The 15,087-nt window shown below is 70.2% G+C and carries 12 protein-coding genes; 4 read left to right on the plus strand and 8 right to left on the minus strand.

The genetic code is table 11. From position 1 onward, the window contains the following. The first annotated feature begins 24 nt into the window (after positions 1-24). From tal to pgl, 4 genes are read left to right on the plus strand one after another with little or no spacing between them, the layout of a single operon-like run. Positions 25-1,143 carry a transaldolase gene (gene tal / locus ACZ4QV_RS28590; RefSeq protein ID WP_361142500.1) on the plus strand — a complete coding sequence of 373 codons (1,119 nt, stop codon included), beginning with the start codon at positions 25-27 and terminating at the stop codon, positions 1,141-1,143. A gap of 6 nt (positions 1,144-1,149) precedes the next feature. Further along, positions 1,150-2,673 (plus strand): glucose-6-phosphate dehydrogenase, encoded by a 1,524-nt coding sequence (gene zwf / locus ACZ4QV_RS28595; RefSeq protein WP_361142503.1) that lies wholly within the window; start codon positions 1,150-1,152, stop codon positions 2,671-2,673. Then, entirely contained in the window at positions 2,670-3,791 is a 1,122-nt protein-coding gene (gene opcA, locus ACZ4QV_RS28600; RefSeq protein WP_361637193.1) for a glucose-6-phosphate dehydrogenase assembly protein OpcA, read from the plus strand. The genes zwf and opcA overlap by 4 nt, the downstream gene beginning before the upstream one ends. Continuing rightward, positions 3,788-4,570 (plus strand): 6-phosphogluconolactonase, encoded by a 783-nt coding sequence (gene pgl / locus ACZ4QV_RS28605; protein WP_206501903.1) that lies wholly within the window; start codon positions 3,788-3,790, stop codon positions 4,568-4,570. The genes opcA and pgl overlap by 4 nt, the downstream gene beginning before the upstream one ends. A 640-nt stretch (positions 4,571-5,210) precedes the next feature. Here pgl and ACZ4QV_RS28610 read toward each other — a convergent pair. From ACZ4QV_RS28610 to ACZ4QV_RS28645, 8 genes are all read right to left on the minus strand, one after another. Further along, positions 5,211-5,474, minus strand: coding sequence for a hypothetical protein (locus ACZ4QV_RS28610; RefSeq protein WP_361142509.1), 264 nt, complete (start codon positions 5,472-5,474; stop codon positions 5,211-5,213). Beyond that, the gene (gene pgi / locus ACZ4QV_RS28615) at positions 5,474-7,126 is read right to left on the minus strand and encodes a glucose-6-phosphate isomerase (protein WP_361615990.1); all 1,653 of its coding nucleotides are present in this window, start codon (positions 7,124-7,126) and stop codon (positions 5,474-5,476) included. Before pgi ends, ACZ4QV_RS28610 begins: the two co-directional genes overlap by 1 nt. Positions 7,127-7,342: 216 nt before the next feature. Further along, entirely contained in the window at positions 7,343-7,678 is a 336-nt protein-coding gene (locus ACZ4QV_RS28620) for an RNA polymerase-binding protein RbpA (RefSeq protein WP_003986538.1), read from the minus strand. A 157-nt stretch (positions 7,679-7,835) separates the two neighbouring features. Further along, positions 7,836-8,072: a preprotein translocase subunit SecG gene (secG, locus tag ACZ4QV_RS28625; RefSeq protein ID WP_003986537.1), complete on the minus strand. Its 237-nt coding sequence runs from the start codon at positions 8,070-8,072 to the stop codon at positions 7,836-7,838. Between the two features lie 133 nt (positions 8,073-8,205). After that, entirely contained in the window at positions 8,206-8,982 is a 777-nt protein-coding gene (gene tpiA / locus ACZ4QV_RS28630) for a triose-phosphate isomerase (protein ID WP_361142512.1), read from the minus strand. Between the two features lie 6 nt (positions 8,983-8,988). Next, positions 8,989-10,200: a phosphoglycerate kinase gene (locus ACZ4QV_RS28635; RefSeq protein WP_361142515.1), complete on the minus strand. Its 1,212-nt coding sequence runs from the start codon at positions 10,198-10,200 to the stop codon at positions 8,989-8,991. Between the two features lie 114 nt (positions 10,201-10,314). Further along, positions 10,315-11,319 carry a type I glyceraldehyde-3-phosphate dehydrogenase gene (gene gap / locus ACZ4QV_RS28640; protein WP_361142518.1) on the minus strand — a complete coding sequence of 335 codons (1,005 nt, stop codon included), beginning with the start codon at positions 11,317-11,319 and terminating at the stop codon, positions 10,315-10,317. Positions 11,320-11,490: 171 nt separating this feature from the next. Then, positions 11,491-14,448, minus strand: a complete 2,958-nt coding sequence (locus ACZ4QV_RS28645; protein WP_467763571.1) for a M14 family metallopeptidase — start codon at positions 14,446-14,448, stop codon at positions 11,491-11,493. Positions 14,449-15,087 lie beyond the last annotated feature (639 nt).

The raw sequence follows: 15,087 nt of genomic DNA on the forward strand, positions 1-15,087 counted from the left end.
GAACAAGTAGGAGATGCAAACCCCATGACAGACGCACTCAAGCGCCTCTCCGACGAAGGCGTCGCGATCTGGCTGGACGACCTGTCCCGCAAGCGGATCACGTCCGGCAACCTGGCCGAGCTGATCGACCAGCAGCACGTCGTCGGTGTCACCACCAACCCGTCGATCTTCCAGAAGGCCATCTCGCAGGGCGACGGGTACGACACCCAGCTCACCGACCTCGCGGCCCGCAAGGTGACCGTCGAGGAAGCCATCCGGATGATCACCACGGCGGACGTCCGGGACGCGGCCGACATCCTGCGCCCGGTCTTCGACGCCACCGACGGCCAGGACGGCCGGGTCTCCATCGAGGTCGACCCGCGCCTGGCGCACGACACCCGCGCCACCGTCGCCGAGGCCAAGCAGCTCGCCTGGCTGGTGGACCGCCCCAACGCGCTGATCAAGATCCCGGCCACCAAGGCGGGCCTGCCGGCGATCACCGAGACGATCGCCCGGGGCATCAGCGTCAACGTCACGCTGATCTTCTCGCTGGAGCGCTACCGCGAGGTGATGGCCGCGTACCTGGAGGGTCTGGAGAAGGCCAAGGCCGCCGGCCTGGACCTGTCCAAGATCCACTCGGTGGCGTCCTTCTTCGTGTCCCGCGTGGACACCGAGACCGACAAGCGCCTGGACGCGATCGGCACCGACGAGGCCAAGGCGCTGAAGAGCAAGGCCGCCGTCGCCAACGCCCGGCTGGCCTACCAGGCGTACGAAGAGGTCTTCTCCTCGGACCGCTGGAACGCGCTGGAGAAGGCGCACGCCAACAAGCAGCGTCCGCTGTGGGCCTCGACCGGCGTCAAGGACCCGTCGCTCAAGGACACCATGTACGTCGAGGAGCTGGTGGCGCCGAACACGGTCAACACCATGCCCGAGGCCACCCTGGAGGCCACCGCCGACCACGGCGAGATCTCCGGTGACAAGGTGCGCGGCAGCTACGAGCAGGCGCAGGCCGACCTCGACGCGCTGGCGAAGCTCGGCATCTCGTACGACGACGTCGTGCAGGTGCTGGAGGACGAGGGCGTCGAGAAGTTCGAGGCGTCCTGGAACGACCTGCTCAAGTCCACTGAGGCGGAGCTCAAGCGCCTCGCTCCTTCGGAGGGCTGACCCACCTTGTCCAGCAGCAATCCGCTGCGTGACGCCGCGGACCGACGGCTCCCGCGTATCGCGGGGCCGTCGGGCCTGGTCATCTTCGGCGTCACGGGCGATTTGTCCCGTAAAAAGCTGATGCCTGCTGTCTACGACCTGGCCAACCGCGGGCTGCTGCCGCCGGGCTTCTCCCTCATCGGCTTCGCCCGCCGCGAGTGGGAGCACCAGGACTTCGCGCAGGAGGTGTACGAGGCCGTCAAACAGCACTCCCGTACGCCGTTCCGCGAAGAGGTCTGGCAGCAGCTCGTCCAGGGCTGCCGGTTCGTCCAGGGCAACTTCGACGACGACGAGGCCTTCGAGACCCTCAAGGACACCATCGAGGAACTCGACAAGGCCCAGGGCACCGGCGGCAACTTCGCCTTCTACCTGTCCGTTCCCCCCAAGTTCTTCCCCACCGTCGTCCAGCAGCTCAAGAAGCACGGCCTGGCCGACCAGCAGGGCGACTGCTGGCGCCGCGCCGTCATCGAGAAGCCCTTCGGGCACGACCTGGCCAGCGCCAAGGAGCTGAACCGGATCGTCCACGAGGTCTTCCCGCCCGAGTCGGTCTTCCGCATCGACCACTACCTGGGCAAGGAGACGGTCCAGAACATCCTGGCGCTGCGCTTCGCCAACACCCTCTTCGAGCCGCTCTGGAACCGGTCCTACGTCGACCACGTCCAGATCACCATGGCCGAGGACATCGGCATCGGCGGCCGCGCCGGCTACTACGACGGCATCGGCGCCGCGCGCGACGTGATCCAGAACCACCTCCTCCAGTTGCTCGCGCTGACCGCCATGGAGGAGCCCGCCTCCTTCGACGCGGACGCGCTGGTCGCCGAGAAGACCAAGGTGCTCGGCGCCGTACGGCTCCCCGCCGACCTGGGCAAGGAGACCGTGCGCGCCCAGTACGCGGCCGGCTGGCAGGGCGGCGAGAAGGTCGTCGGCTATCTGGAGGAGGACGGCATCGACCCGAACTCCCGGACCGACACCTACGCCGCGATCAAGCTGGAGGTGGACAACCGCCGCTGGGCGGGCGTCCCCTTCTACCTGCGCACCGGCAAGCGCCTGGGCCGCCGCGTCACGGAGATCGCGGTCGTCTTCCAGCGCGCGCCGCACTCCCCCTTCGACCACACCGCCACCGAAGAACTGGGCGCGAACGCCCTGGTCATCCGCGTCCAGCCGGACGAGGGCGTGACCATGCGCTTCGGGTCGAAGGTGCCCGGTACCTCCATGGAGGTACGGGACGTCTCGATGGACTTCGCCTACGGCGAGTCCTTCACCGAGTCCAGCCCGGAGGCGTACGAGCGCCTGATCCTGGACGTCCTGCTCGGTGACGCCAACCTCTTCCCGCGCGTCGAGGAGGTCGAGCAGTCCTGGCGGATTCTCGACCCGATCGAGGAGTACTGGGACCAGCACGGCAAGCCCGCGCAGTACACGGCCGGAACCTGGGGACCGGACGAGGCGGACGAAATGCTCGCACGAGACGGACGGAGCTGGCGTCGGCCATGAAGATCGACCTGACGGAAACCACGGCCAGCAAAATCAACAAGGCGCTGGTCCAGGGCCGTCGTACCATCGGCACCCCCGCCATCGGCATGGTGCTCACCCTCGTCATCGTCACCGACGAGGAGAACGCCTACGACGCCCTGAAGGCCGCGAACGAGGCGTCCCGCGAGCACCCCTCGCGCACCCTCGTCGTCATCAAGCGCGTCAGCCGGTCGCCCCGCGACCGCGCCAAGGCCCGCCTGGACGCCGAGGTCCGCGTCGGCGCGGACGCCGGTACAGGTGAGACGGTCGTCCTGCGGCTCTACGGCGAGGCCATCAACCACGCCCAGTCCGTGGTCCTGCCGCTGCTGCTGCCGGATGCTCCGGTCGTCGTGTGGTGGCCGGTCAACGCCCCGGTGGACGCGGCACGCGACCCGCTCGGCGCGCTCGCCCAGCGGCGCGTCACCGACATGTACACCGCCGAGAACCCGATCCGGGAGCTGGCCGAGCGCGCTGACGCGTACTCGCCCGGCGACACGGACCTGTCGTGGACCCGCATCACGCCCTGGCGCTCGATGCTGGCCGCGGCGCTCGACCAGCTGCCCTGCAAGGTCGCCGAGGTCGAGGTCGAGGGCGAGGAGTTCAACCCCAGCGTCGAACTCCTCGGCATGTGGCTCGCCGACCGGCTGGGCGTACCCGTACGGCGGCTGCTCTCGGCCGGTCCCGGCCTGACGGCCGTCCGGATGGAGACCGACTGCGGCCCGGTCGCGCTGGACCGCGCGGACGGCTCGCTGGCCACCCTCGCCATGCAGGGCCAGCCGGACCGCAACGTCGCGCTCAAGCGGCGCGAGACCGCCGAACTGCTGGCGGAGGAGCTGCGTCGGCTCGACCCGGACGACACGTACGCCTCGACGCTGAAGTACGGCGTCGACCGGCTCGGTGAGCCGCAGCGGGCCCAGACCCCGCTGGCGGCGAAGGCGGCCGAGTCCTCCGACGAGCCGGCGGCCGCGGCGGATCAGCCGAAGACGGCGGACGCCAAGTCCGAGGCGCCGGAAGGCTCCGAGCCCTCCGACACCAAGGTCAAGGCCCCCGCCAAGAAGTCCGCTTCCAAGAAGGCGGCCTCCAAGGCGGCCTCCGAGTGAGCGCGCCGCAGGTCGTCGTCCACCGCGACAAGGAGCTGATGGCCAAGGCCGCGGCGGCCCGGCTGATCACGAAGATCGTGGACGCCCAGGCCGCCCGCGGCTCCGCCTCCGTCGTCCTGACGGGCGGCCGCAACGGCAACGGGCTGCTCGCGGCTCTCGCCGAGGCGCCCGCCCGGGACGCGGTCGACTGGTCCCGCCTCGACCTGTGGTGGGGCGACGAGCGGTTCCTCCCGGACGGCGACCCGGAGCGCAACTACACGCAGGCCCGCGAGGCCCTGCTGGACAGCGTTCCGGTGGACCCGGCGCGGGTGCACGTGATGGCCCCGTCCAACGGCCCGTACGGCAACGACGCGGACGCCGCGGCGGAGGCGTACGCGGTCGAGCTGAGCGCCGCGGCGGGCCCCGAGGACCACGGTCCCGTCCCGTCCTTCGACGTCCTCCTGCTGGGCGTCGGCCCGGACACCCACGTCGCGTCGCTCTTCCCCGAGCTGCCCGCCGTACGGGAGACGGAACGCCCGGTCGTCGCCGTGCACGGCGCCCCCAAGCCCCCGCCCACCCGCCTCTCCCTCACCCTGCCCGCGATCCGCGCGGCACGGGAGGTCTGGCTGCTCGCGGCGGGCGAGGACAAGGCGAAGGCCGCGGCGATGGCGCTCTCCGGCGCCGGGGAGATCCAGGCCCCGGCCGCGGGCGCGTACGGCCGCAGCCGCACCCTGTGGCTCCTCGACGAGGCAGCCGCCTCGCAACTGCCGCGCGGGCTGTATCCGCCGGCTTCGGCCTGACACCGCTGTACGGCGGACGGCCCCGTTCCCGGGTGGGAGCGGGGCCGTCCGCCGTGGTGTCCAACTGCCCAAGAGACTTTCGCCGCCCGACGGCGGGCCGGACTCCGTAGCCGACCGGCAGACCGTACCGGGTGGCGCCGCCGCAGCCCGGACACGGGCCCGGCCCTCCAGACTCCGTCCTACGGCCCGCCCCCTCCCGCCGCACAGCGACCAACGGCCAGCGGGGGCAGACGTCCCCCCACCCACACCGCGAAAGCCGAACACGTACAGGAGGGCGCGGGACCGGAGGACGAAGTCTGGAGGGCCCGGGCCCGCACCACCATCGAGCTGCCCGCAGTCGGGACAGGGTTTCGGCGCCCGACGGCGGGCCAGACTCCGGGGCCGACTGGCAGGCCGTGCCGGGTGGCGCCCCCGCAGCCCGGACACGGGACCGGCCCTCCAGACTCCGTCCTACGGCCCGCCCCCTCCCGCCGTACCGCGACCAACGGCCGGTGGGGGGCAGGCGTCCCCCCACCCCCGTACGTGTCAGCGTGGCGCGTACGGGAGGGCGCGGGACCGGAGGACGAAGTCTGGAGGGCCCGGGCCCGCACCACCGTGAATCGGGAAGCCGGCCCGCGAGCGGGCCCCCGACCTCAGCTCGTCACGACCGTCGTTCCTGCTCCTGGCGGACCATCGCGTTGGCGAGGTGGCCGGGGTCCTGGAGGTCACCCACCGCGACCCCCGACACGTCAGTGTCATGCGTGTCGTACCGGCCCAGGCCGTGCTCCTTGTCGCCCTGGACGGCTTCGAGGTGACGGGTCGCCACGTCGCGCTGTTCGGCCTCCGGGAGGCTCCGGAGCCATTCCCGGTTCTCCGGGGTCAGCAGGTCCAGGAACCCGGGGAGCACCTCGTCGTCGGCCGCCATCAGCGGCCTCGCATCGCGCGGTACGTGGCGACCAGGGACTTCGTCGAAGCGTCCAGGCCCTCGACCTCCGCGCCTTCGGTAAGCGCGGGCTCGACCCGCTTCGCGAGGACCTTGCCGAGTTCGACGCCCCACTGGTCGAAGGAGTCGATGTTCCAGATCGCGCCCTGGACGAAGACCTTGTGCTCGTACAGGGCGATGAGCTGGCCGAGGACGGAGGGGGTCAGCTCCTCGGCCAGGATGGTGGTGGTGGGACGGTTGCCGTGGAAGGTCTTGTGCGGGACCAGTTCCTCGGGTACGCCCTCGGCCCGTACCTCGTCCGGGGTCTTTCCGAAGGCCAGCGCCTGGCCCTGGGCGAAGAGGTTGGCCATCAGCAGGTCGTGCTGGGCCACCAGGCCGGGGTGGAGGTCCTCGACGGGCTTGGCGAAGCCGATGAGGTCGGCGGGGATGAGCTTCGTGCCCTGGTGGAGGAGCTGGTAGTACGCGTGCTGCCCGTTGGTGCCGGGCGTGCCCCACACGACCGGGCCGGTCTGCCAGTGCACCGGGTTGCCCTCGCGGTCCACGGACTTGCCGTTGGACTCCATGTCGAGCTGCTGGAGGTACGCGGTGAACTTGGAGAGGTAGTGGCTGTACGGCAGGACCGCGTGCGACTGGGCGTCCCAGAAGTTGCCGTACCAGACGCCCAGGAGACCGAGCAGGAGCGGGACGTTCTCCTCGGCGGGAGCGCAGCGGAAGTGCTCGTCGACGAGGTGGAAGCCGGCCAGCATCTCGCGGAACCGCTCCGGGCCGATCGCGATCATGAGCGAGAGGCCGATGGCGGAGTCGTAGGAGTAGCGGCCGCCGACCCAGTCCCAGAACTCGAACATGTTGTCGGTGTCGATGCCGAAGTCGGCGACCTTCTCGGCGTTGGTCGACAGCGCGACGAAGTGCTTGGCCACCGCGTCCTCACCGGCCCGCAGGCCGGTCAGCAGCCAGTCGCGGGCGGAGGTGGCGTTGGTGATCGTCTCGATGGTGGTGAAGGTCTTCGAGGCGACGATGAAGAGCGTCTCCGCGGGGTCGAGGTCGCGGACGGCCTCGTGCAGGTCCGCGCCGTCCACGTTGGAGACGAAGCGGAACTGCATGTCGCGGTGGGTGTAGGCGCGCAGCGCCTCGTACGCCATCGCCGGGCCCAGGTCGGAGCCGCCGATGCCGATGTTGACGACCGTCTTGATGCGCTTGCCGGTGTGGCCCTTCCACTCGCCCGAGCGCACCCGGTCGGTGAAGATCTGCATCTTGCGCAGCACGGCGTGCACGGCGGGGGCGACGTTCTCGCCGTCGACCTCGACGGTGGCGGACTCGGGGGCGCGCAGCGCGGTGTGCAGCACGGCCCGGTTCTCGGTGACGTTGATCCTGTCGCCGCGGAACATCGCGTCCCGGAGTTCGGCGACGCCCCGGGCCGCGGCGAGCTCGCGCAGCAGACGCAGCGTCTCGTCGGTGACCAGGTGCTTGGAGTAGTCCAGGTGCAGGTCGCCGACCTTGAGGGTGTAGCGTCCGGCGCGCTCCGGGTCCTGGTCGAACAGCTCGCGCAGTCGCACCTCCCCGAGCTGCTCCCGGTGCTTGTTCAGCGCGGTCCACTCAGGCGTCTGGTCGAGCCTGTTGCGGCCTTCTGCGTTCATCTCGGACATCAGCCTTCTTCTTCTCGTACCGGCCCCGCCGTCTCCCAACCTAATTGATCAGGGAGCGGGATGAGGTGTCCCCCCGCTGTCGGCCGCCCCGGCGAACCGTTTCAGCACCTCCGCCGGTACCCCGCCGACCGGCCCGGTACGCGGACGGCCCGGCCAGGAGGGGGGGCGTCCCCTCCGGCCGGGCCGGTCGTGGTGTGTGCTGGTCCGTCAGATCTCTCCGCGAAGCTTGGCGAGGGCCTCGGCGAGGATCGCCTCACCGTCGGCGTCGCTCCGGCGCTCCCGGACGTACGCGAGGTGCGTCTTGTACGGTTCGGTGCGCGGCGGGTCCGGCGGGTTGTCCCGGTCCTTGCCTGCCGGGAAGCCGCAGCGCGGGCAGTCCCAGGTGTCAGGAATCTGCGCGTCGCCGGCGAAGCTGGGCTGAGTCTCGTGCCCGTTCGAGCACCAGAAGGAGATGCGGATGCGCGGCGCGGACTCGCCTCGCTCGGCCTCCCCCATCGGCCCCGCCCCGACCCGACTTCCTCGGATCGCGTTGCCACTTGCCACGGTTGTAACTCCCTGCGTAATGGTGCTGCGAAGCATCGAACAGCAGTCGCGCTGCGAGCGCCCCAGTCTACGTAAGGCCCAACGCGCGTCCAGTGACAGGAGTTACACCCCCACCGAGGACGCCGCCTTCATGATAGGCCGCGTCCTCGACAGTTCGTCAGCTGTCCAGCTTCATCAGGACGCCGAGTACGACGATGCAGGCGAACCAGAGCAGGGCGATCACGATGGTGATGCGGTCCAGGTTGCGCTCCGCGACGGAGGAGCCGCCGACCGAGGACTGCATGCCGCCGCCGAACATGTCGGACAGGCCGCCGCCCTTCCCCTTGTGCATGAGCACCAGCATCATCAGCAGCAGGCTGAAGACGATGAGGGCTACCGAGAACCCGATGACCACGGCTGGACCAACTCTCTAGGACTGACGGACGGGACGTACCGAAGAAGATCGAATGGTACGGGGCCGGGCGGCGCACATGGCACCGGGCCCGGCCCCGACAGGGTACGACGGGCCTGGCCCGTCGTCATAGCTGCTACTGGTCGCGGAACCGGACGATCTTGACGAACTCGTCCACGTCCAGCGCCGCGCCGCCGATCAGGGCGCCGTCCACGTCCGGCTGCGCCATGATCGCGGCGACATTGCCGGACTTGACCGAGCCGCCGTACTGGATGCGGACCTTGTCGGCCAGCTCCTGGCTGTACAGCTCGGCGAGACGGCGGCGGATCGCGCCGCAGACCTCCTGCGCGTCCTCGGGCGTGGCGACCTCGCCGGTGCCGATGGCCCACACGGGCTCGTAGGCGATGACGATGGTCTCGGCCTGCTCGGCCGGTACGTCCTTCAGGCCGCCGTCGACCTGGGCGAGGGTGTGCGCGACCTGGTTGCCGGCCTTGCGGACGTCCAGGCCCTCGCCGACGCACAGGATCGGGGTGATGCCGTGCTTGAAGGCGGCCTTGACCTTGGCGTTGCAGATCTCTTCGTTCTCGCCGTGGTACTGGCGGCGCTCGCTGTGCCCGACGGCCACGTAGCTGCACTTGAGCTTGGCCAGCATGCCGCCGGAGATCTCCCCGGTGTACGCGCCGGAGTCCTGCGCCGAGAGGTCCTGGGCGCCGTACTTGATCTTGAGCTTGTCGCCGTCGACCAGCGTCTGCACCGAACGCAGGTCGGTGAAGGGCGGCAGGACCGCGACCTCGGTGGCCTCGTAGTCCTTGTCGGCGAGTGCGAAGGCGAGCTTCTGGACGTGCGCGATGGCCTCGAGGTGGTTGAGGTTCATCTTCCAGTTGCCCGCCATCAGCGGGGTACGGTCAGTCACGGTTCTTCAGTCCTCCAGAGCGGCGAGACCGGGAAGCGTCTTGCCTTCGAGGTATTCGAGGCTGGCGCCGCCGCCGGTCGAGATGTGGCCGAAAGCATTTTCGTCGAAGCCGAGCGAGCGCACGGCGGCGGCCGAGTCGCCGCCGCCGACGACGGTGAAGCCGTCGCAGTTCAGCAGGGCCTGCGCGATGGCGGTGGTGCCACCGGCGTAGTCGGGGTGCTCGGCGACGCCGACCGGGCCGTTCCAGAAGACGGTCTCGGCGTCGGCGATCTTCGAGGCGAACAGCTCCCGGGTCTTCGGGCCGATGTCCAGGCCCTCCTTGTCGGAGGGGATCTTGTCGGCGTCGACCGTGACGTAGTCGGCCGGGGCCTTCGTCTTCAGGTCGGGGAAGTCGGCCGAGGCCAGGATGTCGACCGGCAGCACCAGCTCGACGCCGTTCTTCTCGGCGCGCTCCATGTACTCGGTGACGGTCGGGATCTGGTCCTCCTGAAGGAGGGAGATGCCGACCTCGTAGCCCTTGGCCTTGAGGAAGGTGTACGCCATGCCGCCGCCGATCAGCAGCCGGTCGGCCTTGCCGAGCAGCTCGTCGATGACGGCGAGCTTGTCGGAGACCTTGGCGCCGCCGAGCACGACCACGTACGGGCGCTTGACGTCCTCGGTGAGCTTCTTCAGGACGGTGACCTCGGCGGCGATCAGGTCGCCCGCGGCGTGCGGCAGGCGGGCCGGCAGGTCGTAGACGGAGGCGTGCTTGCGGTGCACGGCGCCGAAGCCGTCGCCGACGTACACGTCCGCGAGGGCCGCGAGCTGGTCTGCGAAGGCGCCGCGCTCGGCGTCGTCCTTGCTGGTCTCGCCCGGGTTGAAGCGCAGGTTCTCCAGGACCGCGACCTCGCCCTCCCCGAGGCCCTCGACGACGGAGCGGGCGGAGTCGCCGACCGTGTCCGTGGCGAAGGCGACCTCGCGGCCGATCAGCTCACCCAGCCGCGCGGCGGCGGGGGCGAGGGAGAAGGCCGGGTCCGGGGCGCCCTTGGGACGGCCCAGGTGGGAGGCGACGATCACCTTGGCGCCGAGCTGGGCGAGCTTGGCGATCGTCGGCTGCACGGCGCGGATGCGGCCGTCGTCGGTGATGGTGGTGCCGTCCAGCGGCACATTGAGGTCCGCGCGGACGAAGACCCGCTTGCCGGACAGCCCTTCCTGGGCGAGATCGTCGATCGTCTTCATGCGAAGTGACTCCGTTGCGTAGGTCGGTCATGGGAGGGGGCCCGTACGGCGCTTCGGTGCGCCCTACGAGCCCCTTCCGCACATCTACGTGCCCTGGCCTTGAACAGGCAGGTGTCAGAGCTGGCCGCCGACGAAGGTGGTCAGGTCCACCAGGCGGTTGGAGTAGCCCCACTCGTTGTCGTACCAGCCGATGACCTTGACGCTCTTGCCCTGCGCCATCGTCAGGGAGGAGTCGAAGGTGCAGGAGGCCGGCCAGTTGACGATGTCCGAGGAGACGATCGGGTCCTCGGTGTACTCCAGGATGCCCTTGAGCTGGCCCTCGGACGCCTTCTGGAACGCGGCGTTGACCTCGTCCTTGGTGACCTCGCGCTCCAGCTCGATGACCAGGTCGGTCACGGAGCCGGTGGGGACCGGGACGCGCATGGCGATGCCGTCCAGCTTGCCCTCGAGCTGCGGGAGGACCAGCGCGGTGGCCTTGGCGGCACCGGTCGTGGTCGGGATGATGTTCTCCGCGGCGGCGCGGGCGCGGCGCAGGTCCGAGTGCGGGAAGTCCAGGATGCGCTGGTCGTTGGTGTACGCGTGGACCGTCGTCATCAGGCCCTTGACGATGCCGAAGTTCTCGTCGAGAACCTTGGCCATCGGCGCCACACAGTTGGTGGTGCAGGAGGCGTTGGAGATGACGTGGTGGTTGGCCGCGTCGTACTTGTCCTGGTTGACGCCCATCACGATCGTGATGTCCTCGCCCTTGGCGGGCGCGGAGATCAGGACCTTCTTGGCGCCGGCCTGGATGTGCTTCTCGGCGTCGGCCTTCTTGGTGAAGATGCCGGTCGACTCGATGACGATGTCGGCGCCCAGCTCGCCCCAGGGCAGGTTGGCGGGGTCGCGCTCGGCCATCGTCTTGAAGGTCTGCTTGCCGACCGTGATGGTGTCGTCGGTGTGGCTGACGTCGTGCTTCAGGCGACCCAGGATGGTGTCGTACTTCAGCAGGTGAACCAGGGTGGCGTTGTCGGTCAGGTCGTTGACACCGACGATCTCGATGTCCGCACCCTGCTCCAGGAGCGCGCGGAAGTAGTTGCGACCAATGCGGCCGAATCCGTTGATGCCTACGCGGATCGTCACGAACCGATCTCCTCGTTGGTGCGCCGGTGCAGTACCGGCGAGCTGTATGGGATGTCCCCGACCGCCTCCGACCCTACCCCCAATACGAGACGTACGTGACATTGACAGGGGCGGTCCGGGCCCACTCTGGGGCCACGGGCCGCCCTGTTCGCCGAGAGAGGACGGGTGCGGTCAGCCGTCGAGGGCCTTGAGGGCCGCGCCGGCCAGTTCCGCCCGATCCGTGGCGGTCTGTACGTGCTCCAGGCCGAAGCCCAGCAGAACGGTGTTCCGGGTGGTCACCGCCCCGGCGGCACGGAACAGCTCCCTGGAACGGGTCCAGTCGCCGGTGGCGGGCGGGCTGCCCGCGGGCGGGCCGGGGACGGCCCAGGGCCCGAGGGAGGTCTCGAAGCCCTCCAGCGGCTCGCCGCCGGTGCCGGTGGTGAGCCTGGTGTTGTCCACGAAGACACCGCGGCCGCCGGTGCTGGGGTCGGTGATGTAGGAGAGCGCCAGCTCGACGCGCTGCCCGGCGTAGGCCGACAGGTCGACGGCGACCGGCCGCCAGCCGTCCGAGGAGCCGGTGAAGCGGTGCCACGCTCCGGTGGTGCCGGTGTTGCGGCACTCGGTGCCGGTGCGGGTCAGGTAGTGCTGGAGGAAGGGGTGCGCGGCCAGGTAGTAGCCGGCCCCGCACTCGGCGGGTACGTCGGTGCGGGTGCCGCCGTTCGCGTCGGGCAGCGTCGTCCAGTCGCCCTTGCCCACGGTGTGCGCCTCGACGACGGCGTTGTCGTACCCGTCCTCGGTGTCGTGGCTGAGCATGAAGCGGAGGGTGGGCCGGTCGGCCGCGGTCACGCCCGTCAGGTCCACGGTCCGGGACAGCCGCATCCAGGAGGTGTCGCGGTGCTGCGCGGCGGCGAACCAGTCACCCTCGTACGGCTGGAAGGGGGTCCGTACTCCCGGGTAATCGCCGGCCGCGGCACTGGCGAACTGGGGGAACGTGGCCGGTGGCAGCTCGTCGGAGATCACCGAGTGGGCGCCGGCGGAATCCAGCGGGTTGCCCGGCGCGTCGCCGAGCTCCACCTCCGCGCCGGCCAGCTTGCCGGTGCCCCTGAAGGCGGGCGGGTTCTTTACGGGGACGCGGCTGCCGGTACCCAGGTAGTACTGGCTGAAGTCGTCGGTCACGGCCCGGCCGACCACGGCGGTGCCGCCCGCCTGCTCACCCGCGGCGAGCAGCTTGCCGCCCTCGTTGAGGTAGTCGCGTACGGCCAGCAGGGTGGCGCCGCCCGGACGGCCCGCTCCGGTGTACCAGACGACGTTGTCGAAGTGGCTCAGGACACCGAGCGCGTCCGGGGCGCCCTGCCGGGCGACGTCCCAGACCGCGGCGCGGTGGCCGTTGGCGGCGAGGGCCTTGGTGTACGCGGCGGTGTGCCGCGCGGGGGTGGTGCCGCCCTCCTCGGCGAGGACGAGGGTGTCGGCGCGCGGCCGCTCGGCGACGGTGTAGGTGAAAGGTTCACTCTTGGTGGTCTTGCCGCCGCGGGTACGGCCGGAGAACCAGACCTCGACCTGGTCCCCCGGGTCGGCCCCCTCGACGGACGCCCGGTACTGGTCGAAGTGGAGGTTGTCCTCGCCCCCGTAGGTCTCGCCGCCCTCCCACGCCTCCAGCTCTTCCGTGTGCCGGCGACCGCCGTTGACGCGGTAGTTCAGCTCCTTGTCACGTACGGACTTGCGGGCGGTGACGGCGACTTCCTGGTCCTCGCCGCGGGCGTAGGAGGTGGTGAAGGCGTGCGGGGTGAAGTCCGGCGCCTTCAATCCCACGGACGAGACGGGCTGGTCGGGGCGCCGGGCGCTCTCGGCGACGGAGAGCGCGAAGGGAATGTTCTTCTCGAACTCCGCCTGGATGAGCCTCTCGGAGTCGGGGAAGTTGAAGACGGACTGGCAGTCGGCGGCGTTCCACTCGTCGTTCGGGTCGGCGTTGGACACCGTCTGACAGGTCGACATCTCCGGGGTGAACATGGGAATGCCGTTGACGTTGGACGCGTGCCCGTCGGCCTCACCGTTCGTGATGTACAACTCGGAGGAGACCTGCGGACGGTAGCCGGGAATCGCCGGCTTCTCAGGCGTGCCGGCCAGCGCCCGGTAGAGGACGTCGTCCGGGGTGGGGGTGGCCACCTGCCAGCCGACGCCGTAGAGGATCAGCTCGGCGGCGGAGTGGTAGTTGATGGCGTACCGGAAACCGATGCGCTTCTCGAAGGCGTCCAGCGCCTTGGTCTCCGGCTCGGAGGCGGCGGCCGGACCGCGGTAGGTCTCGCCTGCCGGGTTCGGGGACGAACCCTCGTTGTCGTAGCCCCACTTGTACGAGAAGTTGCGGTTGAGGTCGACGCCGTCGCCGGGGGTGATCCTGCCGTCGCCGTTGTTGTCGCGCAGGTTCTTGCGCCACAGGCGGTTCTGCGGGCTCTCGAAGGTGTGCTCGTAACCGTCCGGGTTGGCGGAGAGCACGACCCACAGCTCGGTGGTGTCGAGGATCCGGGTCAGCCGCGGGTCCTTGCCGTACCCGGCCAGGTAGTACTGCATCAGCCGGCGGGTCATCTCGGGAGTGATCCACTCCCGGGCGTGCTGGTTGGACAGGTACAGCACCGCGGGCTTGGCGCCGTCCTCGGTCGTGTCGGCGTTCCTGGTGAGCTTCAGGGCCATGATGTCGCGGCCCTTGACGGTCTTGCCGATGCTGACGACCTTCGCGAGGTTCCGGTGGTACCGCGCGGTGTCGATCATCTCCTTCATCAGCCCGTTGGCACCCATGTACGGGCGGAAGACCCCGTCCCCCTGAGCCTTGAGCTTGCGCTGCGTCTCCGCCGGAACGATTTTGCGCGTCAGCTCCACACCTTGCCGGCGCAGCCCGGCGGCCTGCTCGGCGGAGAGGTACACCTCGACCTCCGCCTTACCGGTGCGCGGCACCTGCGCGCTCAGCTCGTGGCCGTCCACCCCCGCCGTGAGCAGCAGCGGCACCTGCGCCTTGGTGACCTCGGCCGTCCAGACCCCGACCGCGTCCTGCCCCGCCGCGTCCTCCACCCGCGCCTGTGCCTGCGCGGCGGGCACCGCCACCACCCCTCCCAGCAGCAACGCCGCTGCCGCGAGTAAGGATCTCGCCCTACGTCTCATGAGCCCCCCTTGCCGTCGTCCTTCTCGTGAATGGGCGTTCGACAGACTGGTGACGCTGCATGATCAAGTCAATACAGGGCGTGGCGAATGGCGAAGTGTGTGGCCGAGAAGCTCCCGGAGACGTCGCCCTACGGTGAACCACCGGCACCCACGCAGTTCACAGCACGTGGCCGCCCGCCAGAAAGTCCGCCGCCGCGCCCTCCCGAAGACCGACGACAACGGAAAGGGCGGACGCCTGCCCCAACCGGCCGACGGTCGCCATACGGCGGGGAGGGGGCGGACCGTAGGACGAAGTCTGGAGGCCCGGCCCCGTGTCCGGGCTGCGGCGGCGCCACCCGGCACGGCCTGCCAGTCGGCTACGGAGTCCGGCCCGCCGTCGGGCGCCGAAACCCTGCCCCGACTGCGGGCGGCTCGACGGTGGCGCGGGCCCGGGCCCTCCAGACTTCGTCCTCCGGTCCCGCGCCCTCCCGTACGCGTTCGGCTATCGCGGCGAGGGTGGGGGGGGACGTCTGCCCCCACCGGCCGTTGGTCGCTGTACGGCGGGGAGGGGGCGGGCCGTAGGACGGAGTCCGGAGGACCGCTCCCGTGACCGGACCGAAGAGAGCGCCACCCGGCACAGACAGCCAGTCGGCCACGACG

It is taken from the genome of Streptomyces sp. NPDC026394, assembly GCF_055567735.1.

Excerpts from the sequence above, each read along its gene's own strand:
- tal (WP_361142500.1), top strand. The coding sequence starts at position 25 with ATGACAGACGCACTCAAGCGCCTCTCCGACGAAGGCGTCGCGATCTGG.
- opcA (WP_361637193.1), top strand. The coding sequence starts at position 2,670 with ATGAAGATCGACCTGACGGAAACCACGGCCAGCAAAATCAACAAGGCG.
- ACZ4QV_RS28610 (WP_361142509.1), bottom strand. The coding sequence starts at position 5,474 with ATGGCGGCCGACGACGAGGTGCTCCCCGGGTTCCTGGACCTGCTGACC.
- pgi (WP_361615990.1), bottom strand. The coding sequence starts at position 7,126 with ATGAACGCAGAAGGCCGCAACAGGCTCGACCAGACGCCTGAGTGGACC.
- ACZ4QV_RS28635 (WP_361142515.1), bottom strand. The coding sequence starts at position 10,200 with ATGAAGACGATCGACGATCTCGCCCAGGAAGGGCTGTCCGGCAAGCGG.
- ACZ4QV_RS28645 (WP_467763571.1), bottom strand. The coding sequence starts at position 14,448 with ATGAGACGTAGGGCGAGATCCTTACTCGCGGCAGCGGCGTTGCTGCTG.